This is a genomic window from Pseudarthrobacter raffinosi, assembly GCF_023913735.1.
GTDB classification, from domain to species: domain Bacteria; phylum Actinomycetota; class Actinomycetes; order Actinomycetales; family Micrococcaceae; genus Arthrobacter; species Arthrobacter raffinosi.
In genome coordinates, this window is record NZ_JAMXBH010000019.1 from 17,350 (window position 1) to 37,392 (window position 20,043).

At 66.5% G+C, this 20,043-nt stretch carries 20 protein-coding genes; 12 read left to right on the forward strand and 8 right to left on the reverse strand.

Going from position 1 to position 20,043, the window contains the following annotated elements:
• Position 1 precedes the first annotated feature (1 nt).
• Complete coding sequence (locus tag NG698_RS16620) at positions 2 to 406, reverse strand: helix-turn-helix domain-containing protein (RefSeq protein ID WP_252611090.1); 405 nt, start codon at positions 404 to 406, stop codon at positions 2 to 4.
• Positions 407 to 455: 49 nt separating this feature from the next.
• Between NG698_RS16620 and NG698_RS16625 the strand changes: the two genes are divergently transcribed.
• Complete coding sequence (locus NG698_RS16625) at positions 456 to 1,241, forward strand: alpha/beta fold hydrolase (RefSeq protein ID WP_252599627.1); 786 nt, start codon at positions 456 to 458, stop codon at positions 1,239 to 1,241.
• On the opposite strand, the gene NG698_RS16630 is transcribed toward NG698_RS16625, so the two are convergent.
• The gene (locus tag NG698_RS16630; protein WP_056341927.1) at positions 1,207 to 1,485 is read right to left on the reverse strand and encodes an HPr family phosphocarrier protein; all 279 of its coding nucleotides are present in this window, start codon (positions 1,483 to 1,485) and stop codon (positions 1,207 to 1,209) included. The genes NG698_RS16625 and NG698_RS16630 overlap by 35 nt on opposite strands.
• Before the next feature lie 61 nt (positions 1,486 to 1,546).
• A complete protein-coding gene (ptsP, locus tag NG698_RS16635) occupies positions 1,547 to 3,232 on the reverse strand; it encodes a phosphoenolpyruvate--protein phosphotransferase (RefSeq protein ID WP_252611093.1) in 1,686 nt (561 codons plus the stop codon).
• 161 nt (positions 3,233 to 3,393) lie between these two features.
• Between ptsP and NG698_RS16640 the strand changes: the two genes are divergently transcribed.
• The 4 genes from NG698_RS16640 to NG698_RS16655 all read left to right on the forward strand — a co-directional run bounded on the left by NG698_RS16640 (position 3,394) and on the right by NG698_RS16655 (position 8,049).
• Positions 3,394 to 4,122 (forward strand): TetR/AcrR family transcriptional regulator, encoded by a 729-nt coding sequence (locus NG698_RS16640; protein ID WP_252599625.1) that lies wholly within the window; start codon positions 3,394 to 3,396, stop codon positions 4,120 to 4,122.
• Between the two features lie 49 nt (positions 4,123 to 4,171).
• Positions 4,172 to 6,199, forward strand: coding sequence for a PTS mannitol transporter subunit IICBA (locus NG698_RS16645; protein ID WP_252611095.1), 2,028 nt, complete (start codon positions 4,172 to 4,174; stop codon positions 6,197 to 6,199).
• Positions 6,199 to 7,362 carry a mannitol-1-phosphate 5-dehydrogenase gene (locus NG698_RS16650; protein WP_252611097.1) on the forward strand — a complete coding sequence of 388 codons (1,164 nt, stop codon included), beginning with the start codon at positions 6,199 to 6,201 and terminating at the stop codon, positions 7,360 to 7,362. Before NG698_RS16645 ends, NG698_RS16650 begins: the two co-directional genes overlap by 1 nt.
• Positions 7,363 to 7,527: 165 nt before the next feature.
• A complete protein-coding gene (locus tag NG698_RS16655; RefSeq protein WP_252599622.1) occupies positions 7,528 to 8,049 on the forward strand; it encodes a GNAT family N-acetyltransferase in 522 nt (173 codons plus the stop codon).
• Between the two features lie 7 nt (positions 8,050 to 8,056).
• Here NG698_RS16655 and NG698_RS16660 read toward each other — a convergent pair whose 3' ends face one another.
• The 3 genes from NG698_RS16660 to rraA form a co-directional block, all read right to left on the reverse strand.
• Complete coding sequence (locus tag NG698_RS16660) at positions 8,057 to 9,448, reverse strand: sugar porter family MFS transporter (RefSeq protein ID WP_252611099.1); 1,392 nt, start codon at positions 9,446 to 9,448, stop codon at positions 8,057 to 8,059.
• 390 nt (positions 9,449 to 9,838) lie between these two features.
• A complete protein-coding gene (locus NG698_RS16665; protein ID WP_252611100.1) occupies positions 9,839 to 11,500 on the reverse strand; it encodes an MDR family MFS transporter in 1,662 nt (553 codons plus the stop codon).
• A gap of 143 nt (positions 11,501 to 11,643) precedes the next feature.
• Positions 11,644 to 12,138: a ribonuclease E activity regulator RraA gene (rraA, locus tag NG698_RS16670; protein ID WP_252599619.1), complete on the reverse strand. Its 495-nt coding sequence runs from the start codon at positions 12,136 to 12,138 to the stop codon at positions 11,644 to 11,646.
• Between the two features lie 139 nt (positions 12,139 to 12,277).
• Between rraA and NG698_RS16675 the strand changes: the two genes are divergently transcribed.
• From NG698_RS16675 to NG698_RS16700, 6 genes are all read left to right on the forward strand, one after another.
• The gene (locus NG698_RS16675; protein ID WP_252599618.1) at positions 12,278 to 13,582 is read left to right on the forward strand and encodes an MFS transporter; all 1,305 of its coding nucleotides are present in this window, start codon (positions 12,278 to 12,280) and stop codon (positions 13,580 to 13,582) included.
• 104 nt (positions 13,583 to 13,686) lie between these two features.
• On the forward strand, positions 13,687 to 14,295 hold the full coding sequence (locus tag NG698_RS16680) for a TetR/AcrR family transcriptional regulator (RefSeq protein ID WP_252611102.1): 609 nt from the start codon (positions 13,687 to 13,689) through the stop codon (positions 14,293 to 14,295).
• Between the two features lie 287 nt (positions 14,296 to 14,582).
• On the forward strand, positions 14,583 to 15,782 hold the full coding sequence (locus NG698_RS16685) for an NAD(P)-dependent malic enzyme (protein WP_252611104.1): 1,200 nt from the start codon (positions 14,583 to 14,585) through the stop codon (positions 15,780 to 15,782).
• A gap of 119 nt (positions 15,783 to 15,901) precedes the next feature.
• A complete protein-coding gene (locus NG698_RS16690; protein WP_252599615.1) occupies positions 15,902 to 16,402 on the forward strand; it encodes a DUF456 domain-containing protein in 501 nt (166 codons plus the stop codon).
• Between the two features lie 35 nt (positions 16,403 to 16,437).
• Positions 16,438 to 17,403, forward strand: coding sequence for a hypothetical protein (locus NG698_RS16695; protein WP_252599614.1), 966 nt, complete (start codon positions 16,438 to 16,440; stop codon positions 17,401 to 17,403).
• 93 nt (positions 17,404 to 17,496) lie between these two features.
• Complete coding sequence (locus NG698_RS16700; protein WP_252611106.1) at positions 17,497 to 17,874, forward strand: YybH family protein; 378 nt, start codon at positions 17,497 to 17,499, stop codon at positions 17,872 to 17,874.
• On the opposite strand, the gene NG698_RS16705 is transcribed toward NG698_RS16700, so the two are convergent.
• Complete coding sequence (locus tag NG698_RS16705) at positions 17,871 to 18,524, reverse strand: LysE family translocator (RefSeq protein WP_252611108.1); 654 nt, start codon at positions 18,522 to 18,524, stop codon at positions 17,871 to 17,873. The two genes, NG698_RS16700 and NG698_RS16705, sit on opposite strands and share 4 nt — an antisense overlap.
• Positions 18,525 to 18,628: 104 nt before the next feature.
• Between NG698_RS16705 and NG698_RS16710 the strand changes: the two genes are divergently transcribed.
• The gene (locus tag NG698_RS16710) at positions 18,629 to 19,084 is read left to right on the forward strand and encodes an Lrp/AsnC family transcriptional regulator (protein WP_141138772.1); all 456 of its coding nucleotides are present in this window, start codon (positions 18,629 to 18,631) and stop codon (positions 19,082 to 19,084) included.
• 37 nt (positions 19,085 to 19,121) lie between these two features.
• Here the strand turns inward: NG698_RS16710 and NG698_RS16715 are convergent, their stop codons facing one another.
• Positions 19,122 to 19,937, reverse strand: a complete 816-nt coding sequence (locus NG698_RS16715; protein ID WP_252611110.1) for a hypothetical protein — start codon at positions 19,935 to 19,937, stop codon at positions 19,122 to 19,124.
• Positions 19,938 to 20,043: the final 106 nt, after the last annotated feature.

Sequence of the window (20,043 nt, forward strand, 5' to 3'; positions counted from 1 at the left end):
GCTAGGCCTGCTCTGGCTGCTCTGCCTGCTCTGGCCCGTCAAGCTTCTTCTGCCGGTCCAGCCAGGCCATGATGGCGGCCAGCCTGATCCGGCGGTGCGTGCCGCGGTATTCCACGGGGATCTCGCCGCGATCGGTCATGTTGCGCAGGTACGTGTGGGAAATCCCGGCGAGTTCGGCCGCCTGGGAGGTGGTGAGCACTTCCTCCACGCTGCTGACGGTCACCGCTTCGCCGCGGCCCAGCCGAGCGAGCAGGTCCACGACGGCGTCCCTCGCCTGGGGCGTCAGCCGGTGGACCGTGCCGTCCACGAACACCGTGATGTCGTTGCTGTCCCGGAGAGAACGTGCGAGGTTCAGGGCGTCGTCGGCGGGCAGGCCAGCCGTGACGCGTGGAGCTATCAGTGCCATGCCAGAAGCCTAACCCTGTACCTCCGGGCGGCGGCGGTAAGCTCGCGGGATGAAGCTCAGTGATGGCGAGGACATTGAATCCGGCGGGCTAGCGGGCAGGCTGTACCGCTCCGTGGCGCCAGCAGGCGATGTGCAGCGACCGACGTATGTCCTGCTCCACGGCATCGGCGTTTCCCACCGCTACTTCGCTCGGCTGCACCGGGAGCTGGCCCTCGCAGCCGACGTCTACTCCTTTGACCTCCCAGGGTTTGGCGACGCGCCCAAGCCCCGGCGCCAGGTGCCGGTGGGTGAGTATGTGGCTTTCGTGCGGGCAGCGCTTGCCGCCGCCGGCGTGACGTCCTGCGTGGTGATCGGGCATTCCATGGGAACCCAGCATGCCGTTGAACTCGCCCTGCAGGAGCCGGAGCTCGTGGACGCCGTGGTGCTGATGGGTCCCGTGGTGGACCCCCGCCGCAGGTCGGTTGCGCGGCAGGCGCTGGCGTTGACCCGCGACGCCATGTTCAGCGAGAGCCCGTCGGCGAATGCCATCGTCTTCGCGGACTATTTCCGGGCCGGCCCACGCTGGTACCTCACCGAGCTGCCGGTGATGATGCAGTATCCCCTTGAGGCCAGGATCCGCGGAATCAGCCAGCCGCTGCTGGTGTTGCGGGGCAGCAGGGACCCGGTGGCCGGGCCCGACTGGTGCCGTCGGCTGGCTTCCCAGGCCCCCCAGGGCAGCATGACGGAAATCTCCGGCCATGGCCACGTTTTCCAGCACACCGCCCCGGGACCAGCGGCCGCCGCGATCACCAGCTGGGCCCCTATTCGGCGTCGAGGTCCGTTTCCAGGAGCTTGACCAGCGAATCCAGTGCCGCGTCGGCGCCGTCACCTTCAGCCCGGAGCACCACAACATCGCCTTTGGCGGCGCCCAGGGTCATCAGCGACAGGATGCTCGAAGCGTCCAGCGCGTCGTCCTCCGGGTCGCCCTGCATGGCAATGGTGACCTCAACTCCCACGTCTCCGGCGGCTTCCGCAAACAGCGCGGCGGGGCGCGCGTGCAGGCCGGAGCGGCTGGCGATGGTGGCGATGCGTTCGGGCATTGTTCCTCCTGGTGGGTGCTTCTTTGTAGCTAGCGGCGGGCGGTTGGTACGAACCGGCCGGTCAGAGGCCGAGTTCTTCGAGGACTGGCAGTCTTTCCCGTACCCAGGCCTTGGCTTCGGTGGCGCTGGGCGCGGACAGCGCCAGCTTGGCCAGCTGCTGCGCCTCGGCCAGCGTAACGGTCTTCAGCACCGCGGCCACGGCGGCCAAGGACCGCGCGGTCATGGACAGCGTGGTGACGCCCAGCCCAGTAAGTACGACGGCGAGGGCCGGGTCAGCGGCCGCCTCACCGCAGACGCCCACGGGCTTGTTGTGGCCTTCCGCGCGGGAGCCTTCCACGGTCAATCCCACGAGGCGCAGCACGGCAGGCTGCCACGGGGTGTTGAGGTTGGCCAGCGGGCCCAGCTGGCGGTCGGCCGCCATGGCGTACTGCGTGAGGTCGTTGGTGCCCAGGCTCGCGAAACCCACCTCGCGCAGGATGGATTCGGCGGTCAGTGCTGCTGACGGCACCTCCACCATGACGCCCGGGTTGGTGATCCCGGCGGCGGTGCACATCGAGGCAAAATGGGCGGCTTCCTCCGCGGTGGAAATCATCGGGGCCATGACCCAGACGTCAGCCTCCGAGTCCTTCTCCGCGAGGGCGATCGCCTGCAGCTGGCGCTCCAGCACGCCCGGTGTGGTGAAGTCGGTACGGTAGCCGCGGACGCCGAGGGCCGGGTTGGGCTCGGTGGCGTCGGTGAGGAACGGCAGCGGCTTGTCGGCACCGGCATCGAGCGTGCGCAGGACCACTTTTTTGCCCGGAAAGGCGTCAAACACGCTCTTGTACGCGGCTGCCTGCTCTTCCACGGAGGGTTCGGTGTCGCGCTCCAGGAAGCAGAATTCCGTGCGGAACAGCCCGACGCCCTGCGCGTTGAGGCCGGCGGCGGCCACGGCATCCTTGCCGCCGCCCACGTTGGCGAGGAGCGGCACCAGGTGGCCATCCGCCGTCGCGCCGTTCCCTTCAAACACGGCCAGGAGGGATGCGTTGGTTGCCCAGGCCTCGGCGGCGGCGCGCTGGGCGTCATCCGGGTCCACGGTGATGGAGCCTGCGGCGCCGTCGACGAACACTTCGGTGCCGTCGGCCAGTTCGTCCACGCCTGCGGCCGCGACGACGGCGGGGAGGCCAAGGGAGCGGGCAATGATAGCGGTGTGGGACTGCGGTCCGCCGCCAGCTGTGACCAGGGCCAGCACCTTTTCAGGGTCCAGCGTGGCCGTGTCGGCCGGTGCCAGGTCCTCTGCCACGAGGATGAACGGCGTGCTGGCGGAGGGGATGCCCGGGGCGGGTACGCCCCGGAGTTCGGCCACGATCCGGGCGCGGACGTCAAGGACGTCAGTGGCGCGTTCGGCCATGTAGCCGCCCAGGTTGTGCAGCATTTCGGAGACCGAGGCGCCGGCTTCCCAGATGGCTCGCTGCGCCGAGGTGCCGCGGGCGATCAGCTTGGCGGCGTTCTTCAGGAGCATGGTGTCCTTGGCCATCAGCGCCGTGGCCTCCAGCACCGCCTTGCCGTCGCCGCTGGCCGTTTCCGCGCGGGCTTTCAGCTCGTCATGGACGGCGGTCGCTGCTGCCTTAAGCCCCGCCGTGGCTTCTTCGGCGGACGTACCGCCGGCCAGCTGCTCGCCTGCAGGGGGTTCGCTGATCGGTTTGGGCATCTGCCGGACGGTTCCGATGATGCGGCCGGGGCTGACGCCAACTCCTGGGAAGGTCTGCACTGAAGGTCCTCATTCTCTGCCGGTAGCCAGGCCCGCCTAGGTTTATCCCGGCGCCATGCCGGGGCCGCCGCGACCACTATGTGCGAGGGCGGAAACGTGCCTGAAAAAATTGTATGTGATTCAGTTCATATAGCAATGCTATAGGTGATAGGGTAGCGGCTATGAGTTTGGATGGCCAGCTTCCCCCCAAAATGCGTCTGTTGCGTGCAGCGGCCGAATTGCTGGCAAAGTCCGCTGGAGCATCCGTCTCCACCCGTCAGATCACGCAGCTGGCAGGGGTCACGGCGCCCACGCTGTACCACCACTTCGGTGACAAGGAAGGTCTCTTCGACGCCGTCGTCGCCGCAGGTTTTGAAGAGTATGTTGCGGGCGAGAGGGACTTCGCCCCGTCCGGAAATCCGCTGGAAGACATCCGGCGGATGTGGGATAACCACGTCCAGTTCGGGCTCAAGCAGCCGGAACTCTACCTGGTGATGTTCGGCAATATCCGCCCGGAAAGCCGCCCCGCCATCGTTGCCGATGCCGAGGCGCTCATGGAGGAGATGCTGAACAAGGCAGCGGCGGCGGGCCAGCTGAACGTCCAGCCGCGCGAAGCAGCCAGGTCCATCCTGGCAGCCAACGTGGGTGTGACCCTGATGCTGATTGCGGAACCCGCCGCCGAACGGAACCTTGAACTGTCCACCATGACCCGGGACGCCATGATTTTTGCGGTGTCTGCGGCACAGGCCGAAGGGGCCGCGCCGGAAGACTCCGGCAAGTCCTCGGTAGTGGTGGCAGCGATTGCCCTGAATGCCGCACTTCAGGCTTCGCACTCAGACCAGCTTTCAAGCTCGGAACTCAAACTGTTCCTCGAATGGCTTCACCGAATCTCCACCAGCACGTCGTCGTAAGTATCGGACCCATCCTGCGCTGCAGCAGGAATGACGGTTAGGAAAGCACATGGCAACAGAGACAGTTGCGAAACCCCGCACCAGCCTGCGGGTTCACGTCCAGAAGTTCGGGACGTTCCTGTCCGGCATGATCATGCCCAACATCGGCGCGTTCATTGCGTGGGGCCTCATCACGGCCCTCTTCATTGAGAAGGGCTGGCTCCCGGTCCCTGCCCTCGGCGGCTTCGGCACCAGCGCCGAGGGAGTGCCCAATGTGGGCCTCGTTGGCCCCATGATCACCTACCTGCTGCCGCTGCTGATCGCCTACACCGGCGGCCGGATGGTCTACGACGTCCGAGGCGGCGTGGTGGGAGCCATCGGCACCATGGGCGTCATTGTTGGCGCCGGCATCCCGATGTTCATCGGCGCCATGATCATGGGCCCGCTCGGCGGCTGGACCATGAAGAAGATCGACCTCCTGTGGGAGGGCAAGATCCGCCCCGGCTTCGAGATGCTGGTCAACAACTTCTCTGCCGGTATCTGGGGCGCGCTGCTGGCGATGCTGGGCTTCTACGGCATCTCGCCGCTGGTCCAGGCCTTCAGCACGGCCGCCGGCAACGTCGTGCAGTTCCTGGTCAACAACGGCCTGCTGCCGCTCACCAGCATTTTCATCGAGCCCGCCAAGGTGCTGTTCCTGAACAACGCCATCAACCATGGCGTGCTGACCCCGCTGGGCATCCAGCAGTCGCTGGAGCAGGGCAAGTCCATCCTGTTCCTGCTCGAGGCCAACCCCGGCCCCGGCATGGGCATCCTGCTGGCGTACATGTTCTTCGGGAAGGGCTTGGCCAAGGGTTCGGCCTCCGGCGCAGCGATCATCCACTTCTTCGGCGGCATCCACGAAATCTACTTCCCGTACGTCCTGATGCGCCCGCTGCTGATCCTGGCCGCGATCGCCGGCGGCATGACCGGTATCGCCACCCTGGCCATCACCGGCTCCGGCCTCGTTGCGCCGGCGGCGCCTGGTTCGATCATCGCCGTGCTCGCCCAGACCTCCCGTGACAGCTACGTCGGGGTGATCCTCGCGGTGGTGCTCGCCATGACGGTCTCCTTCCTGGTGGCCTCGGTGATCCTGAAGACCACCAAGCACAGCGACGAGGTGGTCCTCAGCGACGCCACGTCCAAGATGGAAGCGATGAAGGGCAAAAAGAGCTCCGTCTCCTCGGTGCTGACCGGCGCCGGTGCTGGGGTGGGCACGGCTGTCCTGGCCGGCCCCATCAAGAACATCGTGTTCGCGTGCGACGCCGGTATGGGCTCCAGTGCCATGGGCGCCTCGGTGCTGCGGAACAAGATCAAGGCTGCCGGGTTCCCGGACGTCAAGGTCACCAATGCGGCGATCGCCAACCTCAGTGACACCTACGACGTGGTGATCACGCACCAGGACCTGACCGAACGCGCCAAGCCCGTCACGTCCAGCGCCGCGCACTTCTCGGTGGATAACTTCATGAACAGCCCGCGGTACGACGAGATTGTGGAGCTGGTCAAGGAGCACAACACCGAAGGCGCAACGCCCGACGCCGGTGCTGCCGCCGGCCACGGCGCCCACGTCGCCGGTGCCCCGGTGGACGCGGCACCCGACAGCGGTGCAGCACCGGCCGCCGTCGTGCCTTCCGACATCCTCGTGGCCGACAGCGTCATCCTTAACGGCACAGCCACCACCCGTGACGCGGCCATCGACGAAGCGGGCCAGCTGCTCCTGGCCCGGGGCGCCGTGGACGAGGGCTACCTTGCGGCCATGCACGAGCGCGAGGAATCCGTGTCCACCTACATGGGCAGCTTCCTGGCCATCCCGCACGGCACCAACGCCGCCAAGGACCACATCCTGAAGTCCGCGGTGTCCGTGATCCGCTACCCGGACGGCATCGACTGGAACGGCAAGCAGGTCAAGTTCGTGGTGGGCGTGGCCGGCATCAACAACGAACACCTCCACATCCTGTCCTCCATCGCGAAGGTCTTCACCAACAAGGCCCAGGTGGCCCAGCTGGAAGCGGCCACGTCCGTTGAGGAAGTCCTGGAGCTGTTCGGAAAGGTGAACGCATAGTGAAGGCCGTACATTTCGGAGCCGGGAATATCGGCCGCGGCTTTGTGGGGCTGCTGCTGCACCAGGCCGGTTATGAGGTGGTGTTCGCGGATGTCGCGGACGCACTCATCGACCAGCTCGCGGCAGCAGTCAGCTACAACGTCCACGAGGTGGGGGAGAACCCCACCGTCCGGACGGTGGACAACTTCCGCGCGCTGAACTCCGGCACGCAGGAAGCGGCGCTGGTGCGGGAAATCGCGACGGCGGACATTGTCACCACCGCCGTGGGGCCGCACATCCTGAAGTTTGTGGCGCCCGCCATCACGAAGGGCATCGCGGCGCGGGCTGCCGGGCTGGCGCCGCTGCAGGTCATGGCCTGTGAGAACGCCATCAACGCCACGGACATCCTGCGGGCCGAAGTCGCCGCCCTCTGGGACGACGCCGCCGGCTCCCTGGACGACGCGGCGGTATTCGCGAACACCGCGGTGGACCGGATCGTGCCCAACCAGGCGCCGGGGCAGGGCCTGGACGTGACCGTTGAGACGTTCTACGAATGGGTCATCGACCGGACAGCGTTTGGCGATGCTGCGCCTGTCATCCCGGGCGCAACGTTTGTGGACGAGCTCTCGCCCTACATCGAGCGGAAGCTCTTCACCGTGAATACGGGGCACGCCTCCGCTGCGTACTTCGGCTTTGAGGCCGGGCTGGCAAAGATCTCCGAGGCCATGGCCGACCAGGACGTTGCGGAAGATGTGCGGGCCGTCCTGGAGGAAACCAAGCAACTCCTTGTGGCCAAGCACGGCTTCAACAACGACGAGCAGGAAGTCTACGTCCAGAAGATCCTGGTCCGTTTCTCCAACCCGCACCTGCCGGACACCGTGAACCGGGTGGGGCGTGCCCCCATGCGCAAGCTCAGCCGGCACGAACGGTTCATCGGCCCCGCGGCTGAACTCGCAGAACGCGGGATCGTGCCCGAGGCGCTTCTGGCTGCCATCGCCGCGGCCCTGCGATTCACCGACCCCGCCGACGCCGAGGCCACCGAACTCGCGCAAATCCTGGCTTCCTCATCGCCTGCCGACGCCACAGCCAGGATCACGGGGCTGGCACCGGAGCACCCCCTGTTCGCGGCGGTGTCCACGCTCGTGGAGGAACGCCAGGCGGAAGGGGTGAAGGCCCCGGCCTGACCCTCTCTCACTTCCTGCGGGTTTTTCCGGAACCCTCTCGCAGATCCTGCGGGTTTTTGGCCAACGCTCTCTCACCTGGATGAGAGAGCGTTGGCGTTTAAGGCACCGAAAGTGAGAGAGGGTCTCGGGGGGAGAGGTTCGCGAGCCTTGTGGAATGCTGGGGAGATGACCACGAACCCCGGCGCCCTGACCGCCTTGCTGACCGCCGACGTCGACGGCGGGACCTTCCGCCTCCGGCACGCCGTGTCCGCGGACCTGCCCGCCATCGTGGCACTGCTGGCCGACGATTCCCTCGGCGCCAGCCGAGAACTGGGCCACGACATGGCGCCTTACGAGCGGGCCTTCGAAGCGATCGACGCCGACGCGTGCCATTTGCTGGTGGTGGGCGAGCACGTGCCGGCTGGGGCAGCTGACGGCCGCGTCGTGGCCACCTTCCAGTTGAGCTTCCTGCCCGGCATCTCGCGGCAGGGCTCGTGGCGCTCGCAGCTTGAGGCGGTCCGCGTGGCGGGCAGCCTTCGGGGCCAGGGCCTGGGAAACCTGATGGTGGGGTGGGCGATCGAGGAATCCAGGCGCCGCGGCTGCACGCTGCTGCAGCTGACCACGCACAAGTCGCGGACGGCCGCCCACCGGTTCTACCAGCGGCTCGGCTTTGACGCCAGCCATGAGGGCATGAAGCTTACTCTCTGACCCGGCGTCAGGCCTTCTTGGAACCCTTGGGCACAAACAGCGTTTCGGCCTGCTCCAGGGACATGCCGTTGGTTTCCGGCACCTTGAACATCACAAAGAAGAACGACGCCGCGAACAGCGCGTACATGGCGTAGGTCAGCGGCAGGGAAGCGGCGGCCATCACCGGGAAGCTGAGCGTGATGGCAAAGTTGGCCACCCATTGCGCGGCGGCGGCCAGGCCCAGGGCGCGGGCACGGATCCGGGACGGGAAGATCTCACCAAGGAGGACCCAGACCAGCGGGCCCCAGGAGGCGCCGAAGCTGACCACAAAGATGTTGGCTGCCATGAGGGCCACCGGACCCCAGGCACCCGGCAGGGAGATCTCGGAGCCTGAACCGACCGCGGCCGAGAACGCCAAGGCCATGGTGCCCAGTGAGACCGCCATGCCGATGGACCCGGCCAGGAGAATGGGGCGGCGGCCGATCCGGTCCACCAGGGCGATGGCCACGAGTGTCACCAGGATGTTGGTGATGGAGGTTGCCACCGAGATGGTGAGCGAGTCCTTCTCCTGGAAACCGACGGCCTTCCACAGCGTGGTGGAGTAGTAGAAGATCACGTTGATGCCAACGAACTGCTGCAGGACGGAAAGGACGATGCCCACCCAGACCACTGCCTGCAGGCCGAAGGTCTTGCCGCGGAGCGAGCCTTTCTGGCCGGACAGCTTGTCCTCTTCGATGGCGTCCTGGATCTCGCGGATGTGCCGGTCCGTGTCCTCGGACGGGGCGATGGAGTCGAACACCTTGCGGGCTTCGTCTTCTTTGCCCTGGAACACCAGGAACCGCGGGGATTCCGGGAGGGTGTAGGCGATCCAGCCGTAGACCACGGCAGGAACCGCCGCGGCGAGGAACATCCAGCGCCAGGCTTCCAGGCCCAGCCAGAAGGCCTGGTCCGCGCCGCCGGCGGTGGTGGCGAAGAGCGCGTCGGACAGGAGTGCGGCGAAGATACCGGTGGTGATGGCCAGCTGCTGCAGCGACGCCAGCCGGCCACGGACCTGCCGCGGGGAAATCTCGGAAATATACGCGGGTGCGATCACCGAGGCCAGGCCGATGCCCAGGCCGCCCACCAGGCGCCAGAAGATCAGGTCCCAGACGCCGAACGCGAAGCCGGTTCCGATGGCGCTGACCAGGAACAGCAGCGCGCCGAGCTTCATAGCGGGGATGCGGCCGTACCGGTCGGCGACTTTGCCGGCGAGGAAGGCGCCTGCCGCGCAGCCCAGCAGGGCGATGGCCACGGCAAAGCCGGTGACGGCCTCGGAGAGCGCGAACTCGTCCTTGATGGCGTCCACTGCACCGTTCACCACGGAGGAGTCGAAGCCGAACAGGAATCCACCCACCGCGCCTGCGAGTGCCAGCCAGATCACCCGCTACGGGATCTTGGCGGTGGTCTGCTCCTTGGCGGTGGGCATGCTGCTCCCTGAGATTTGGGGGTGGGGTGGACGCGGTGCGGACGTCGTCGGCTGCGGGACCGGCTTATGGCCGGCGCACACGCGCTAAACAGTGTGGCACGTCACCGCCCGCCGTTCCACTTGCGACTTGTACCCTCCGAAACAGAAAGCCGACGACGGCGGGGTGTGCCGCCGTCGTCGTCTTCCACCTCCGTAAGGGGTCCGGTGCGCCCGCGCGTCACGCAGGGCACGCTTTTGGGCCGGTCGGCACGGAAAAGCCCGGGATTCCGCGGAACGACATCGGCAGCAGCCCAAAAGACTGCCTGCCGTGACAGGACTCCGCTCACCGCGCGGAACCCGGGGGAGCTAGTGGGCCGCCACCGCAGCTGTGTCTCCCCGCGGGGCGACCTTCGGATCCGTCAGCTTCTTGTTCGGCAGGGCGAAGCTGATCAGGAACGCGATCCCGGTGAGCACGGCGGCGGTGAGCATCACGGTGTCGATCGCGTAGGCGAAGCCCTCCGTGATGGGGCGGGTCAGCACGCTGTTGGCCGTATGGAGCCAGCTGGTGTCATTGAGCGATTCGTTCGATGCCCCGTTCTGGAAGAACTCGTACAGCTTGGCGTTGGCGGGGTCCGCGGCCACGGCCGGGTCGCGCAGCACGGCCTGGTAGTCGGCACTGGACATGGCTGACTTCATCGTGTCGGCGATCCGGCTCGCGGCCAGGCTGAACAGCATGGAGATGAACACGGCCGTGCCCACCGCGCCGCCCATGGACCGGAAGAACGCCGCGGAGGAGGTGCCTACACCCATGTCCTTCGGGGGCACGGAGACCTGCATGGCCAGCGTAAGCGGCTGCATGCAGAAACCGAGGCCCATGCCGAAGAACACGGCGATCACGCCGGGAACCCAGAGGCCCGTTTCCACGCCCAGGGACAGTCCCATAACCAGCGCGGCGACGGTGAGAATGCCAGTACCCACAATGGGGAAGATCCGGTACGTGCCCGACGCCGAAATGGTGCGGCCCGCGGTGATGGAACCGGTCAGGATGCCGAGGGTGAAGGTGATCATCATCAGGCCGGCTTCGGTGGGCGTGAGCCCCTTGACCAGCTGCAGGTACATGGGCAGCATGGCGATGGCGCCGAACATGCCGATGCCGATGATGAAGTTCAGCAGCGAGGACAGGCCAAAAGTGGCGTTCCGGAAGAGCCGAAGCGGGATCAGGGCGTAGTCCCCGGCGCGTTTTTCGGCCAGCAGGAACCAGAGGATGCCAACCGCGCCCAGGCCGTAGCAAAGGAAGGAGTTCAGCGACGCAAAGCCCCAGCTGCGGCCCTGTTCCGCCACCAGGAGCAGCGGGACGATGGCGAGAGTGATGGCGGCTGCGCCGAAGTAGTCGATCTTCTGCTTCACGTGCTTGGCCGGCAGGTGCAGGAACATAAACACCACGGCCAGGGCCGCCAGACCGATGGGCAGGTTGATGAAGAACACCCAGCGCCAGCCGTCAAAGCCCAGGATGTTGGCCGACCCTGCGAACGCGCCGCCCACCACGGGGCCGAGCACGGAGGAGATGCCGAACACCGACATAAAGTAGCCCTGGTACTTGGCCCGGTCCTTGAGGGACACGATGTCACCGATGATGGTCAGCGCGAGGGCCAGCAGGCCGCCGGCGCCCAGGCCCTGGACGCCGCGGGCGATGGCCAGCTCGGTCATGGAGTGCACTGAGCCGGCGTAGAGCGAGCCGACCAGGAAGATGACGATGGCGATCAGGTACAGCGGACGGCGGCCGAAAATATCGCTCAGCTTGCCGTACAGCGGCGTGCTGACCGTGGACGTGATGAGGTAGGCGGTGGTGGCCCACGCCTGGAGGGACAGCCCGTCCAGGTCGTTGGCGATGGTGTAGATGGAGGTGGACACGATGGTCTGGTCCAGGGATGCCAGGAACATCCCCAGCATGAGCCCCACCATCACGGTGACGATCTGACGCTGTGTCAGGGTTTCGCCGGCGGCACGCACAGCGGTTGTTTTGGACATGGCTTCTCCAGGAAAGAAAAAGGGATGACGCTCGATAGTTGCTTTCAGTAACTATGTTAGTTCGCGTTTCATTCCCGCTGCCGGAGATTTCTTCCGGAACCGCCGCTCCCGCCCGGGCCCCCGCCCGAACTGGAGGACCCAAATCAGCGCTCCACGAGGATGCCGTCCGGATCGCACCAGACGGTGACGCCGGGACGGAAGGTCACGCCGTCGAGCACTACATCCACGTCAACCTCACCGGCGCCGGCCTTGGCGCTCTTGCGCGGGTTGCTGCCCAGCGCCTTGACGCCCAGATCCAGTTGGGCGATCGCCTCGCGGTCGCGGATGGCGCCGTTAATTACGACGCCGGCCCAGCCGTTCGCCACGGCGCTCTCGGCGATCATGTCCCCCATCAGGGCCGTGCCCAGCGAACCGCCGCCGTCCACCACCAGCACGGCGCCATTGCCGGGGGTGGCCAGGGTGGACTTGACCAGGGCGTTGTCCTGGAAGCAGCGGATGGTCCGCACCGGGCCGCTGAAGTGTGAACGGCCGCCGAGGGACTGGAACTGGAGTGAAACGGACGCCAGGTCCTCGCCGCGCTCATCGTACAGATCGGCGGTGTTGACGGGGCTGTTGGTGTTGCCAGCAGATGCGGTCATTGGATCTCCAGGTGTTCAGTGTCGTGGGGGCTGCGCGCTGTCCATCGCCACACCAGGCAAGCGCCGTAAGGCAAGCGGGGCGATGCAGCCCACGATAGTCTGATTTTCAGAATCACCAACCGTTCCAGGGGGAAGCAGCATGAGCCTGTCCAACACACCCGCAGCACCGGATCCCAGCGCAGCGTCGGTTCCCGGGGCGGGATCGGAAAGCCCGACGGCGGCGCTCGCCGAGCCGACGCAGAAGGTCACCGCGCGCTGGGTGACCGGGCTGGTGCTGGTCAACGTCGGCATCAACGCCGCCTTCTTCGGCCCCATCAATGTGTTCATCGGCCAGCAGGCCATCAGCATTGACGCCCTCAACAAGGAAGCCATCCTGTCCCTGGTGACGGGCTGTGGCGCCGCCGTCTCGCTGGTGGCCAACCCGCTGTTTGGGGCCCTGTCCGACCGGACCGTCTCAGGCTTCGGCCGGCGTGCCCCGTGGGTCCTGGCCGGCGCCGTCCTGGCTACGGCTGCGTTGCTGGCGATGTCCGGAGCCACGGCGGTGGCCCTGATGGTCCTCTTCTGGTGCCTGGTCCAGCTCGGTGCCAACGCTGCCTACGCGGCCATCACCGCGGCCGTCCCGGACCGCGTGCCGGTCCTGCAGCGCGGCGGAGTAGGCGGGCTGGCAGCCATGGGCCAGACCCTGGGAATCCTGCTCGGCGCAGTTTTCGGCGCGGTGGTCTCGGGAAACTTCATGGTGGGGTACACGATGTGTGCGGCCGCCCTGCTGTTCTCCGTGCTGCCGTATCTCTTCCACCGGAATGATCCCCCGCTCCCGCGGGAGGCCCGGCCGCCGTTCACCTGGACCGGATTCCTGCGCGGTTTCTGGATCAGCCCGGCCCGCCACCCTGACTTTGGCTGGGCCTGGCTCACCCGCTTCCTGGTCAACGTGGGCAACCAGCTCACCATCGTTTACCTGCTCTTTTTCCTGCGGGACGTCATCAAGCATGAGGACCCGGCGCTGGGCGTCCTGATCCTCACGGGAATTTATGCGGTGATGGTCATGATCACCGCGGTGCTCGCCGGACCGTGGAGTGACCGGGTGGGCAAACGCAAGCCGTTTGTGATCGGCTCGTCCGCCACGATCGCCATCGCCGGACTGATCATGGCGTTCTTCCCGGTGTGGCCGGGGGCCTTGGCGGGGGCGGCGGTGCTCGGCATCGGATTCGGCGCCTACCTGGCGGTGGACTTCGCGCTGCTCACGCAAGTGCTCCCGAAGGCTGCCGACCGGGGCAAGGACATGGGGGTCATCAACGTGGCCAACTCGCTGCCGCAGGTGTTCGCCCCGCTGATCGCCTTCCTATCCCTGCAGTTCCTGGGAGGGTACGTCACGTTGTTCACCACGGCCGCCGTCATCGGCCTGCTGGGCGCTGTGTTCGTGGTCAAGATCAAGGGCGTGGACTGATTCCGGCTTTTGCCTGTGCCGCGTATAGTTGAGGCGGACTGCAGGCACACGGGATGGGGACTCTCCCTGCCGCTGCACCATAAGAACACAACCCCGGAATCCTGATGCCCGAGACCCTTTCAGCCCATCCGTCCATGGCCGCCCGGCCCTCCACGCCGCGTCAGCGGCTCCGCTACACGCGCGTCCTTGAGTCTGCCGCAGGGTTTGCCCGCAAAGGGCTGGAGTCCGTGGACCTCGCGGAAATTTCGGAAAAGTCCGGCGTGCCGTTGGGCACCGTCTACCGCTATTTCCCCACGGCCAACCACATGATGCTGTCCCTCTACCGCCAGCAGCTGGACGAGCTTCAGGGCAGGGCCCGCACGTCGGCGGCCAGCTTCGGTGGCCGCGCCCTCACCGGCGTGGTGATGGAGATCTTCCATATGCGGGTGATGCAGCCCGCCGTCGAGCAGTGCCTGAGCCGCTGCGTGTACCTCAAGGACAAGGACACCACGGCACTCCTGCATGAAATCGATGCCCTGAGCGAATCGGCTGTAGCCACCGCCTCCGACGACGCCGTAGCGGCCCGCGTGCTCCTGCTGACCGTCACTGGTCTGGTCCAGTCCGTCCGCAACCGCCGGCTTTCGCTCTTTGAGGCCGAAGAGGACCTCAAAAAGGCCTGCACCTTGCTTGCTCCGGTGGCTGCCGGGGCCCGTGAGGCCCACCGATCGGCGTAACTGGTCTAGACCAGTAAGCCAATAAATACGTCTTTATGCCGTGATGTGGCTCACAAATCGGCCTGATTAAACGATTTGGCACGGTCTCGGAGCGTCGAATGCACTTTCTGGCGCGTGGGCGCTGTTTATTATGGCAGGACCGGAGTGGCTGGCAACCCGCATCTGCAAGGGCTTCACCCCGGGCCCGCCACCTCTGGGCCCAAGAAGCAACGAATTCCACCTTGAGCCTCCCTGTGCTTGAGCCTTTCTGCGCCGTGCGCCCACGGCTAGCCCCAGGAGACAACGACGTGTCCATTGACGTAATCGCACCGACCGACAATTCAGCAGCCACTGCCCTGACCGAAGCCGAGATCTTCGACGCCCACCAGGGCGGGAAGCTCTCGGTGACAAGCACGGTCCCGCTGTCCAACAAGCGCGACCTGTCCATCGCCTACACCCCCGGTGTGGCCGAGGTCAGCCGCGCCATCCACAACAACCCGGAACTCGCCAAGACCCTCACCTGGGCGCAGCGCCTGGTGGTTGTGGTCAGCGACGGTACCGCAGTGCTGGGTCTGGGCAACATCGGCGCCGCCGCCTCACTGCCCGTGATGGAGGGCAAGTCCGCCCTGTTCAAGACCTTCGGCGAGCTGGATTCCATTCCCCTGGTCCTGAACACCACGGACGTTGACGAGATCGTGGAAACCCTGGTCCGCCTCCGCCCCAGCTTCGGCGCCGTCAACCTTGAGGACATCTCGGCCCCCCGTTGCTTCGAGCTGGAAGAGAAGCTGATCGAGGCGCTGGACTGCCCGGTCATGCATGATGACCAGCACGGCACCGCCGTGGTGGCCCTCGCCGCCCTGACGAACGCCGCCAAGGTCACCGGCCGCGAACTCGCAGAACTCCGCGTGGTGGTTTCCGGCGCCGGAGCTGCAGGCATCGCCGTCGCCGAAATCCTGCTCGCCGCCGGCATCACGGATGTTGTCCTGCTCGACTCCAAGGGTGTCATCAACCGCGAGCGGGCCGACATTGCCGCCGACCCGCAGAGCAAGAAGTCCCAGATGGCGCAGCGCAGCAACCCCCGCAGCGTCACGGGCGGCCCAGGCGAAGCGCTGCTTGGTGCTGACGTGTTCATCGGGGTTTCCTCCTCGAAGCTGGACGAGGCACACCTGAAGCTGATGAACGCCGACTCCATCGTGTTTGCCCTTTCCAACCCGGACCCCGAAGTCCTGCCCGAGGTGGCCGCCAAGTACGCCGCCGTGGTGGCCACCGGCCGCAGCGACTTCCCCAACCAGATCAACAACGTCCTGGCCTTCCCCGGAATCTTCCGCGGCGCGCTGGACGCCGGCGCCCGCCGGATCACGCCCGCCATGAAACTCGCCGCGGCCCGCGCCATTGCCGAACTCGCGGAAGCTGACCTTTCGGTGGACTACATCGTGCCCAGCCCGCTGGACCCGCGCGTTGCCCCGGCAGTGACGGCTGCAGTCGCCGCCGCCGTGGAAGCCGAGTAAACCTCCGCAGCCACACGCTGACACAACGCCCGACGGCGGTGCCTCCCCGCGCAGGGGACGCGCCGCCGTCGGGCGTTAAGCTGCCGGGCTCACCGCTGCGCCGCCCTAAACTGGGGCTCATGAACTCCGAAACCGTGGTGAGCATCCTGTGCGGCCTGGCGATCCTGGTGGGGGTGGCGGGCACCATCATCCCCATCCTGCCCGGCAGCTTCCTGATCGGGCTCAGCCTGCTGGCGTGGGCCATCTGGGGCGGTGCCGGGGCCACGGGCTGGGTGGTCTTCGCGGTGGGAATGGTGTTTGTGCTGGCCGGTATGGCTGCCAGCGCCGTGCTGACCGGACGGAAGCTCAGGGAGCACAGCATTCCCAACCGCAGTGTGGTGATCGGCCTGGCAGCGGGTGTGGCCGGCATGTTCGTCATCCCGGTGGTAGGGCTTTTTGTGGGTTTCGCCGTGGGACTGCTGCTCAGCGAGTTCCTCCGCACCCGGAACTTCGGCACCGCAACCACCACCAGCTGGGCCGCCCTGAAGGCCACCGGGCTGGGCATGCTGGCCGAGTTCGGGCTCGCGTGCCTGGCGGCCAGCACCTGGGTGATCGGGCTCTGGGTCGCGGCGGCCACGTAGGGCGTGCAAGCAGGTCCGCCACGTAGCATGGAGAGATGACCGCGGGGGATACCAGAGGACCGATCTACCGGGACACCCGTGACCTGACGCCGTTCGGGAACGCCCGCCTGCAGACCCCCGTCCGGGAACTCGCCGGCAGTGTGGGCGGGCTGATCCATGGTGTGCTGGGTGGCCGGGATGCCGCGCTGATTGCCGTGGACGGCGAGATCCCCAGGCTCAAGCGGATGCCGGGCAAGGCGCCCAAAGCAGTCCACGATGCCATCTTCACCAGCAGGGAACCGGAGCGGCTCATCGCCGTGGGGCGCGCATATCCGGGCTGGGCGGGGCTCTGCTCCGTCATGGCCGGGCTCCTGGCCTACCAGCACGGCGGCTACCTGCGCGCGTCCGAACTCCTCCAGCGCGGCCTGTCCATCAGGAACGACGACGACGCCAACCAGTATGCGGCCACCTATCTCACGCGCGTGGTCACCCGGGTGGAGGTTGCCGAGCGCATCGAAGTCCCGGTGCTGTTCAGCCAGGAATCGGTCTTCCTGGCCCTGTCGCACTCCCTGCGGGAGACGGGCCAGCTGGAAGCCGCGCTGCAGACGGTGGCCGGGCTGCCGCCGTCGTTGCCTTCAGCCTTGGCCCGCTGCGCACTGGCGTTCGCGCTGGGACGCGACAAGGAAGTGGTGATCTGGACCGAGGGGCTGCTGAACTCCGACGACCTCTCGGCGGCCCTGCTGCTGCTCCGCGGGCGCGCGCTCCGGCGGCTCGGCGCCCACGCAAAGGCGCACGAGGCCCTGAAGGAGGTGCTCCGCCGTCGGAAAACGGACGTGGTGCTCCGCAACGACGCCCTCACCGACCGTGCCCTGCTGGTGCTCGACAACGGCCGCAAATCCCTCAACCCGCGGGACTGGCTCCGCGGCCGGCCGGCGGAGCTGGAAACGTTCGAAGTCATCCGCAAGGACATCGACGAGCGCCGGCTGTGGGAGCAGGAGTGGGAAAACCTGGACGGGAAATAGGCTCCGGGTGATGGCGGCCTTAGGGACTTGCCTGGTGGCGTTGCCTTGTGGACTTGCCTTGTGGACCAGTCCGCCCCGGAGTACAACGGAGGAATGAGCGACGCAGTGCGGTCCTGGATGGAAAAGTACATCGCGGCGTGGACCTCCAACGACCCGGAGGACATCAGGGCGCTGTTCACCGAGGAAGCCGTCTACGCCACCCGGCCGCATGATGCCGACGCCTGGCGGGGCCGCGAGCAGATCGTGGACCGCTGGCTGGAGGCGGCGGACGGCCCCGGGAACTGGACCTTTGAGTGGACGCTGTTGGGGGCGGACAGCGGGCTGGGGACCGACGGCGGGCTGGCCTTTGTGCAGGGTTTCACGGACTACCTCGGCGATAATCCCAGCTACGACAACCTGTGGGTCATCCGCCTCGAACCGGACGGTCGGGCGTCGGAGTTCACGGAATGGTTTATGGAGCGCAAAGCCTAGGCTTGCTGCGTGAGCCTTGCAACCAGCGGAACCAGCTGCTCGGAGAGGAGCGCCACGCCGAGGGCAACCATGATGATGCCGCTGGCCAGGGTGACTGTCCGTGCGGCGCCGGGCCGTGACTGCAGGAGTTTGCGGGCCAGCAGCGCCACGCAGGTGTAGACGGCCCCGGCCAGCAGGACAAACGTCAGGCCCAGCAGGCCGGACTGGACGGGGACCGGGAGGGAAGCCTCCGGGCTGACGAACTGCGGCACCAGCGCCACATAGAACAGCAGCCCCTTGGGGTTGATGCCGCTGGTTCCCATGCCCTGAAGGAATGTGCGGAGCTGGTTGGCGGGCTTCCCGACGGCGTCTGCCGCACTGAAGGAGGCCCCGCGCCAGGAGCGGAGGGTGCTGATGCCCAGCCACAGCAGGTAGCCCGCGCCGGCCACGGTCAGCCAGCCCAGGACGCCGGGCAGGCCGGACAGCAGGGCCGCGAGGCCTGCCACCATCAGCAGTGTGTGCAGCAGGTAGCCGCCGCAGAGTCCGGCCACGGCCGGGACGAAGCTGCGCTGCCGCAGACCGGCCGTGATGGAGTACGCCCAGTCCACGCCGGGGGTGCAGGCGAGGGCGACAGCCACCAGCACAAAGGCGAAAAACAACTGGGGATTCATGGCGGGCTCCTGTCCGATGGGTATAGGACAAACCTTATGAAGTTTCGGGCCATAAGTGCTTACCCTTTTCGCCCAGGTTGAGTCCGAATTGGTAAGATATTTGCGTGATTGACCACATTGACAGAAACATTTTGCGCCACCTCAAAGAAGATGGCCGGATGACCGCCACGGCGCTGGCCGCGAAGGTCGGGCTCACGGTGGCGCCATGCCACCGGAGGCTCCGGGATCTGGAGGCATCGGGCGTGATCCGCGGCTACAAGGCGGACATCGATCCGGCCGCCGTCGGGCTGGGTTTCGAGGCCATTGTCTTTGTGACTTTGCGCCAGGTGGACCGCTCCACCATGGAGATCTTCGAGAACCGGGTGGCGGACAATCCCAACATCGTGGAGGCACAGCGGCTGTTCGGCTCCCCGGACTACCTGTTGAAGGTCATCGCCGAGGACCTGCCCGGCTACCAGCGCTTCTACGACGCCGAACTCACGTCACTGCCCGGGGTTGAGCGGCTGACGTCCACGCTGGTGATGAAGAACATCAAGTCCAATGCGGGCCCGCCGCTGTAGCGCTTGCGCCCTTGAGATGCGTCCGTCCTGCGTTGCCTCAGTCCGTGGGGCGGACGTGGACGATGATCACCTGGGTGTCCTTGCCGCCGTCGTACCGGAGGTCGTAGTTCACGTCCAGGCCTGTGGAGGTGCCGGAGGTGATGGAGAAATCGGTCTTTCGTTCCGGGTCCAGCTGGGCACCGGCGATCCAGCGTTCGGCGGAGTCGGCGTCGATCCCGTACCGCGCCACACCGTCCCGGATGAGCTCAAAATACTCGTCAGGAGAGCCAGCGGTGAGGAAGTAGGTGACCTCGCTGAAGTCCGGCCGCTTGTTCGTGGTGTTCAATCGGATGCGGTCCGTTTCCCCACTGATCTCGCCGCTCGGAGCAACGATGGTGAGCTTGATCTTTCCCGAGTCCCTGGTGTTGATGTTGGCCGTGCCGGCCCACTGCAGGTCCGGGTTGGAGAGGTACGCCTGGCCGTAGAAGTCGTAGACCTTCTTGATGGTCTCCCAGTTGTGTTCGGTGCCTTTGGAGGTGTCCCAGCTGGCGGGGTCGATGCCTATGTCCAGCATTGCCTGGTTGTTCCAGTAGTCGCTGAGGAAATCCGCGTCTTCCTCGGAGCTTTTGTCGATCAGCCCAGAATCGGCGGCAGCATCCATGGCGGCCTTTGCAGCCTCGGGGTTTTCAAGCGCCCAGTGCCTGAATTCCTCGCTGCCGAGGTACTCCTGGCGTTCTTCGGGGGTCATGCCGTTCGGCCGGTCCGTCAGGTCCTGTGCAACGCCGTTCCCGGAACCGCTGCCACTACTCCCGGAGCCACCGCCTGAGCCGGCCCCGTCGCTGGCCTTCTCCTGCTCGTCGGCGTTGGCGAGCACCGACTTGGAGGCCGACTCCAGCCCGGCCGTTGCGGACTTCAGCAGCTTCGAGTGCGATGGGGAGAGCTCCCCGTGCGGGGTCGAGTGCGGGCCCGGAGAGACGGAG

Excerpts from the sequence above, each read along its gene's own strand:
- NG698_RS16645 (WP_252611095.1), top strand. The coding sequence starts at position 4,172 with ATGGCAACAGAGACAGTTGCGAAACCCCGCACCAGCCTGCGGGTTCAC.
- NG698_RS16625 (WP_252599627.1), top strand. The coding sequence starts at position 456 with ATGAAGCTCAGTGATGGCGAGGACATTGAATCCGGCGGGCTAGCGGGC.
- NG698_RS16655 (WP_252599622.1), top strand. The coding sequence starts at position 7,528 with ATGACCACGAACCCCGGCGCCCTGACCGCCTTGCTGACCGCCGACGTC.
- NG698_RS16705 (WP_252611108.1), bottom strand. The coding sequence starts at position 18,524 with ATGAATCCCCAGTTGTTTTTCGCCTTTGTGCTGGTGGCTGTCGCCCTC.
- NG698_RS16675 (WP_252599618.1), top strand. The coding sequence starts at position 12,278 with ATGAGCCTGTCCAACACACCCGCAGCACCGGATCCCAGCGCAGCGTCG.
- NG698_RS16620 (WP_252611090.1), bottom strand. The coding sequence starts at position 406 with ATGGCACTGATAGCTCCACGCGTCACGGCTGGCCTGCCCGCCGACGAC.
- NG698_RS16680 (WP_252611102.1), top strand. The coding sequence starts at position 13,687 with ATGCCCGAGACCCTTTCAGCCCATCCGTCCATGGCCGCCCGGCCCTCC.
- NG698_RS16640 (WP_252599625.1), top strand. The coding sequence starts at position 3,394 with ATGAGTTTGGATGGCCAGCTTCCCCCCAAAATGCGTCTGTTGCGTGCA.
- NG698_RS16665 (WP_252611100.1), bottom strand. The coding sequence starts at position 11,500 with ATGTCCAAAACAACCGCTGTGCGTGCCGCCGGCGAAACCCTGACACAG.
- rraA (WP_252599619.1), bottom strand. The coding sequence starts at position 12,138 with ATGACCGCATCTGCTGGCAACACCAACAGCCCCGTCAACACCGCCGAT.
- NG698_RS16695 (WP_252599614.1), top strand. The coding sequence starts at position 16,438 with ATGACCGCGGGGGATACCAGAGGACCGATCTACCGGGACACCCGTGAC.
- NG698_RS16690 (WP_252599615.1), top strand. The coding sequence starts at position 15,902 with ATGAACTCCGAAACCGTGGTGAGCATCCTGTGCGGCCTGGCGATCCTG.
- NG698_RS16630 (WP_056341927.1), bottom strand. The coding sequence starts at position 1,485 with ATGCCCGAACGCATCGCCACCATCGCCAGCCGCTCCGGCCTGCACGCG.
- NG698_RS16700 (WP_252611106.1), top strand. The coding sequence starts at position 17,497 with ATGAGCGACGCAGTGCGGTCCTGGATGGAAAAGTACATCGCGGCGTGG.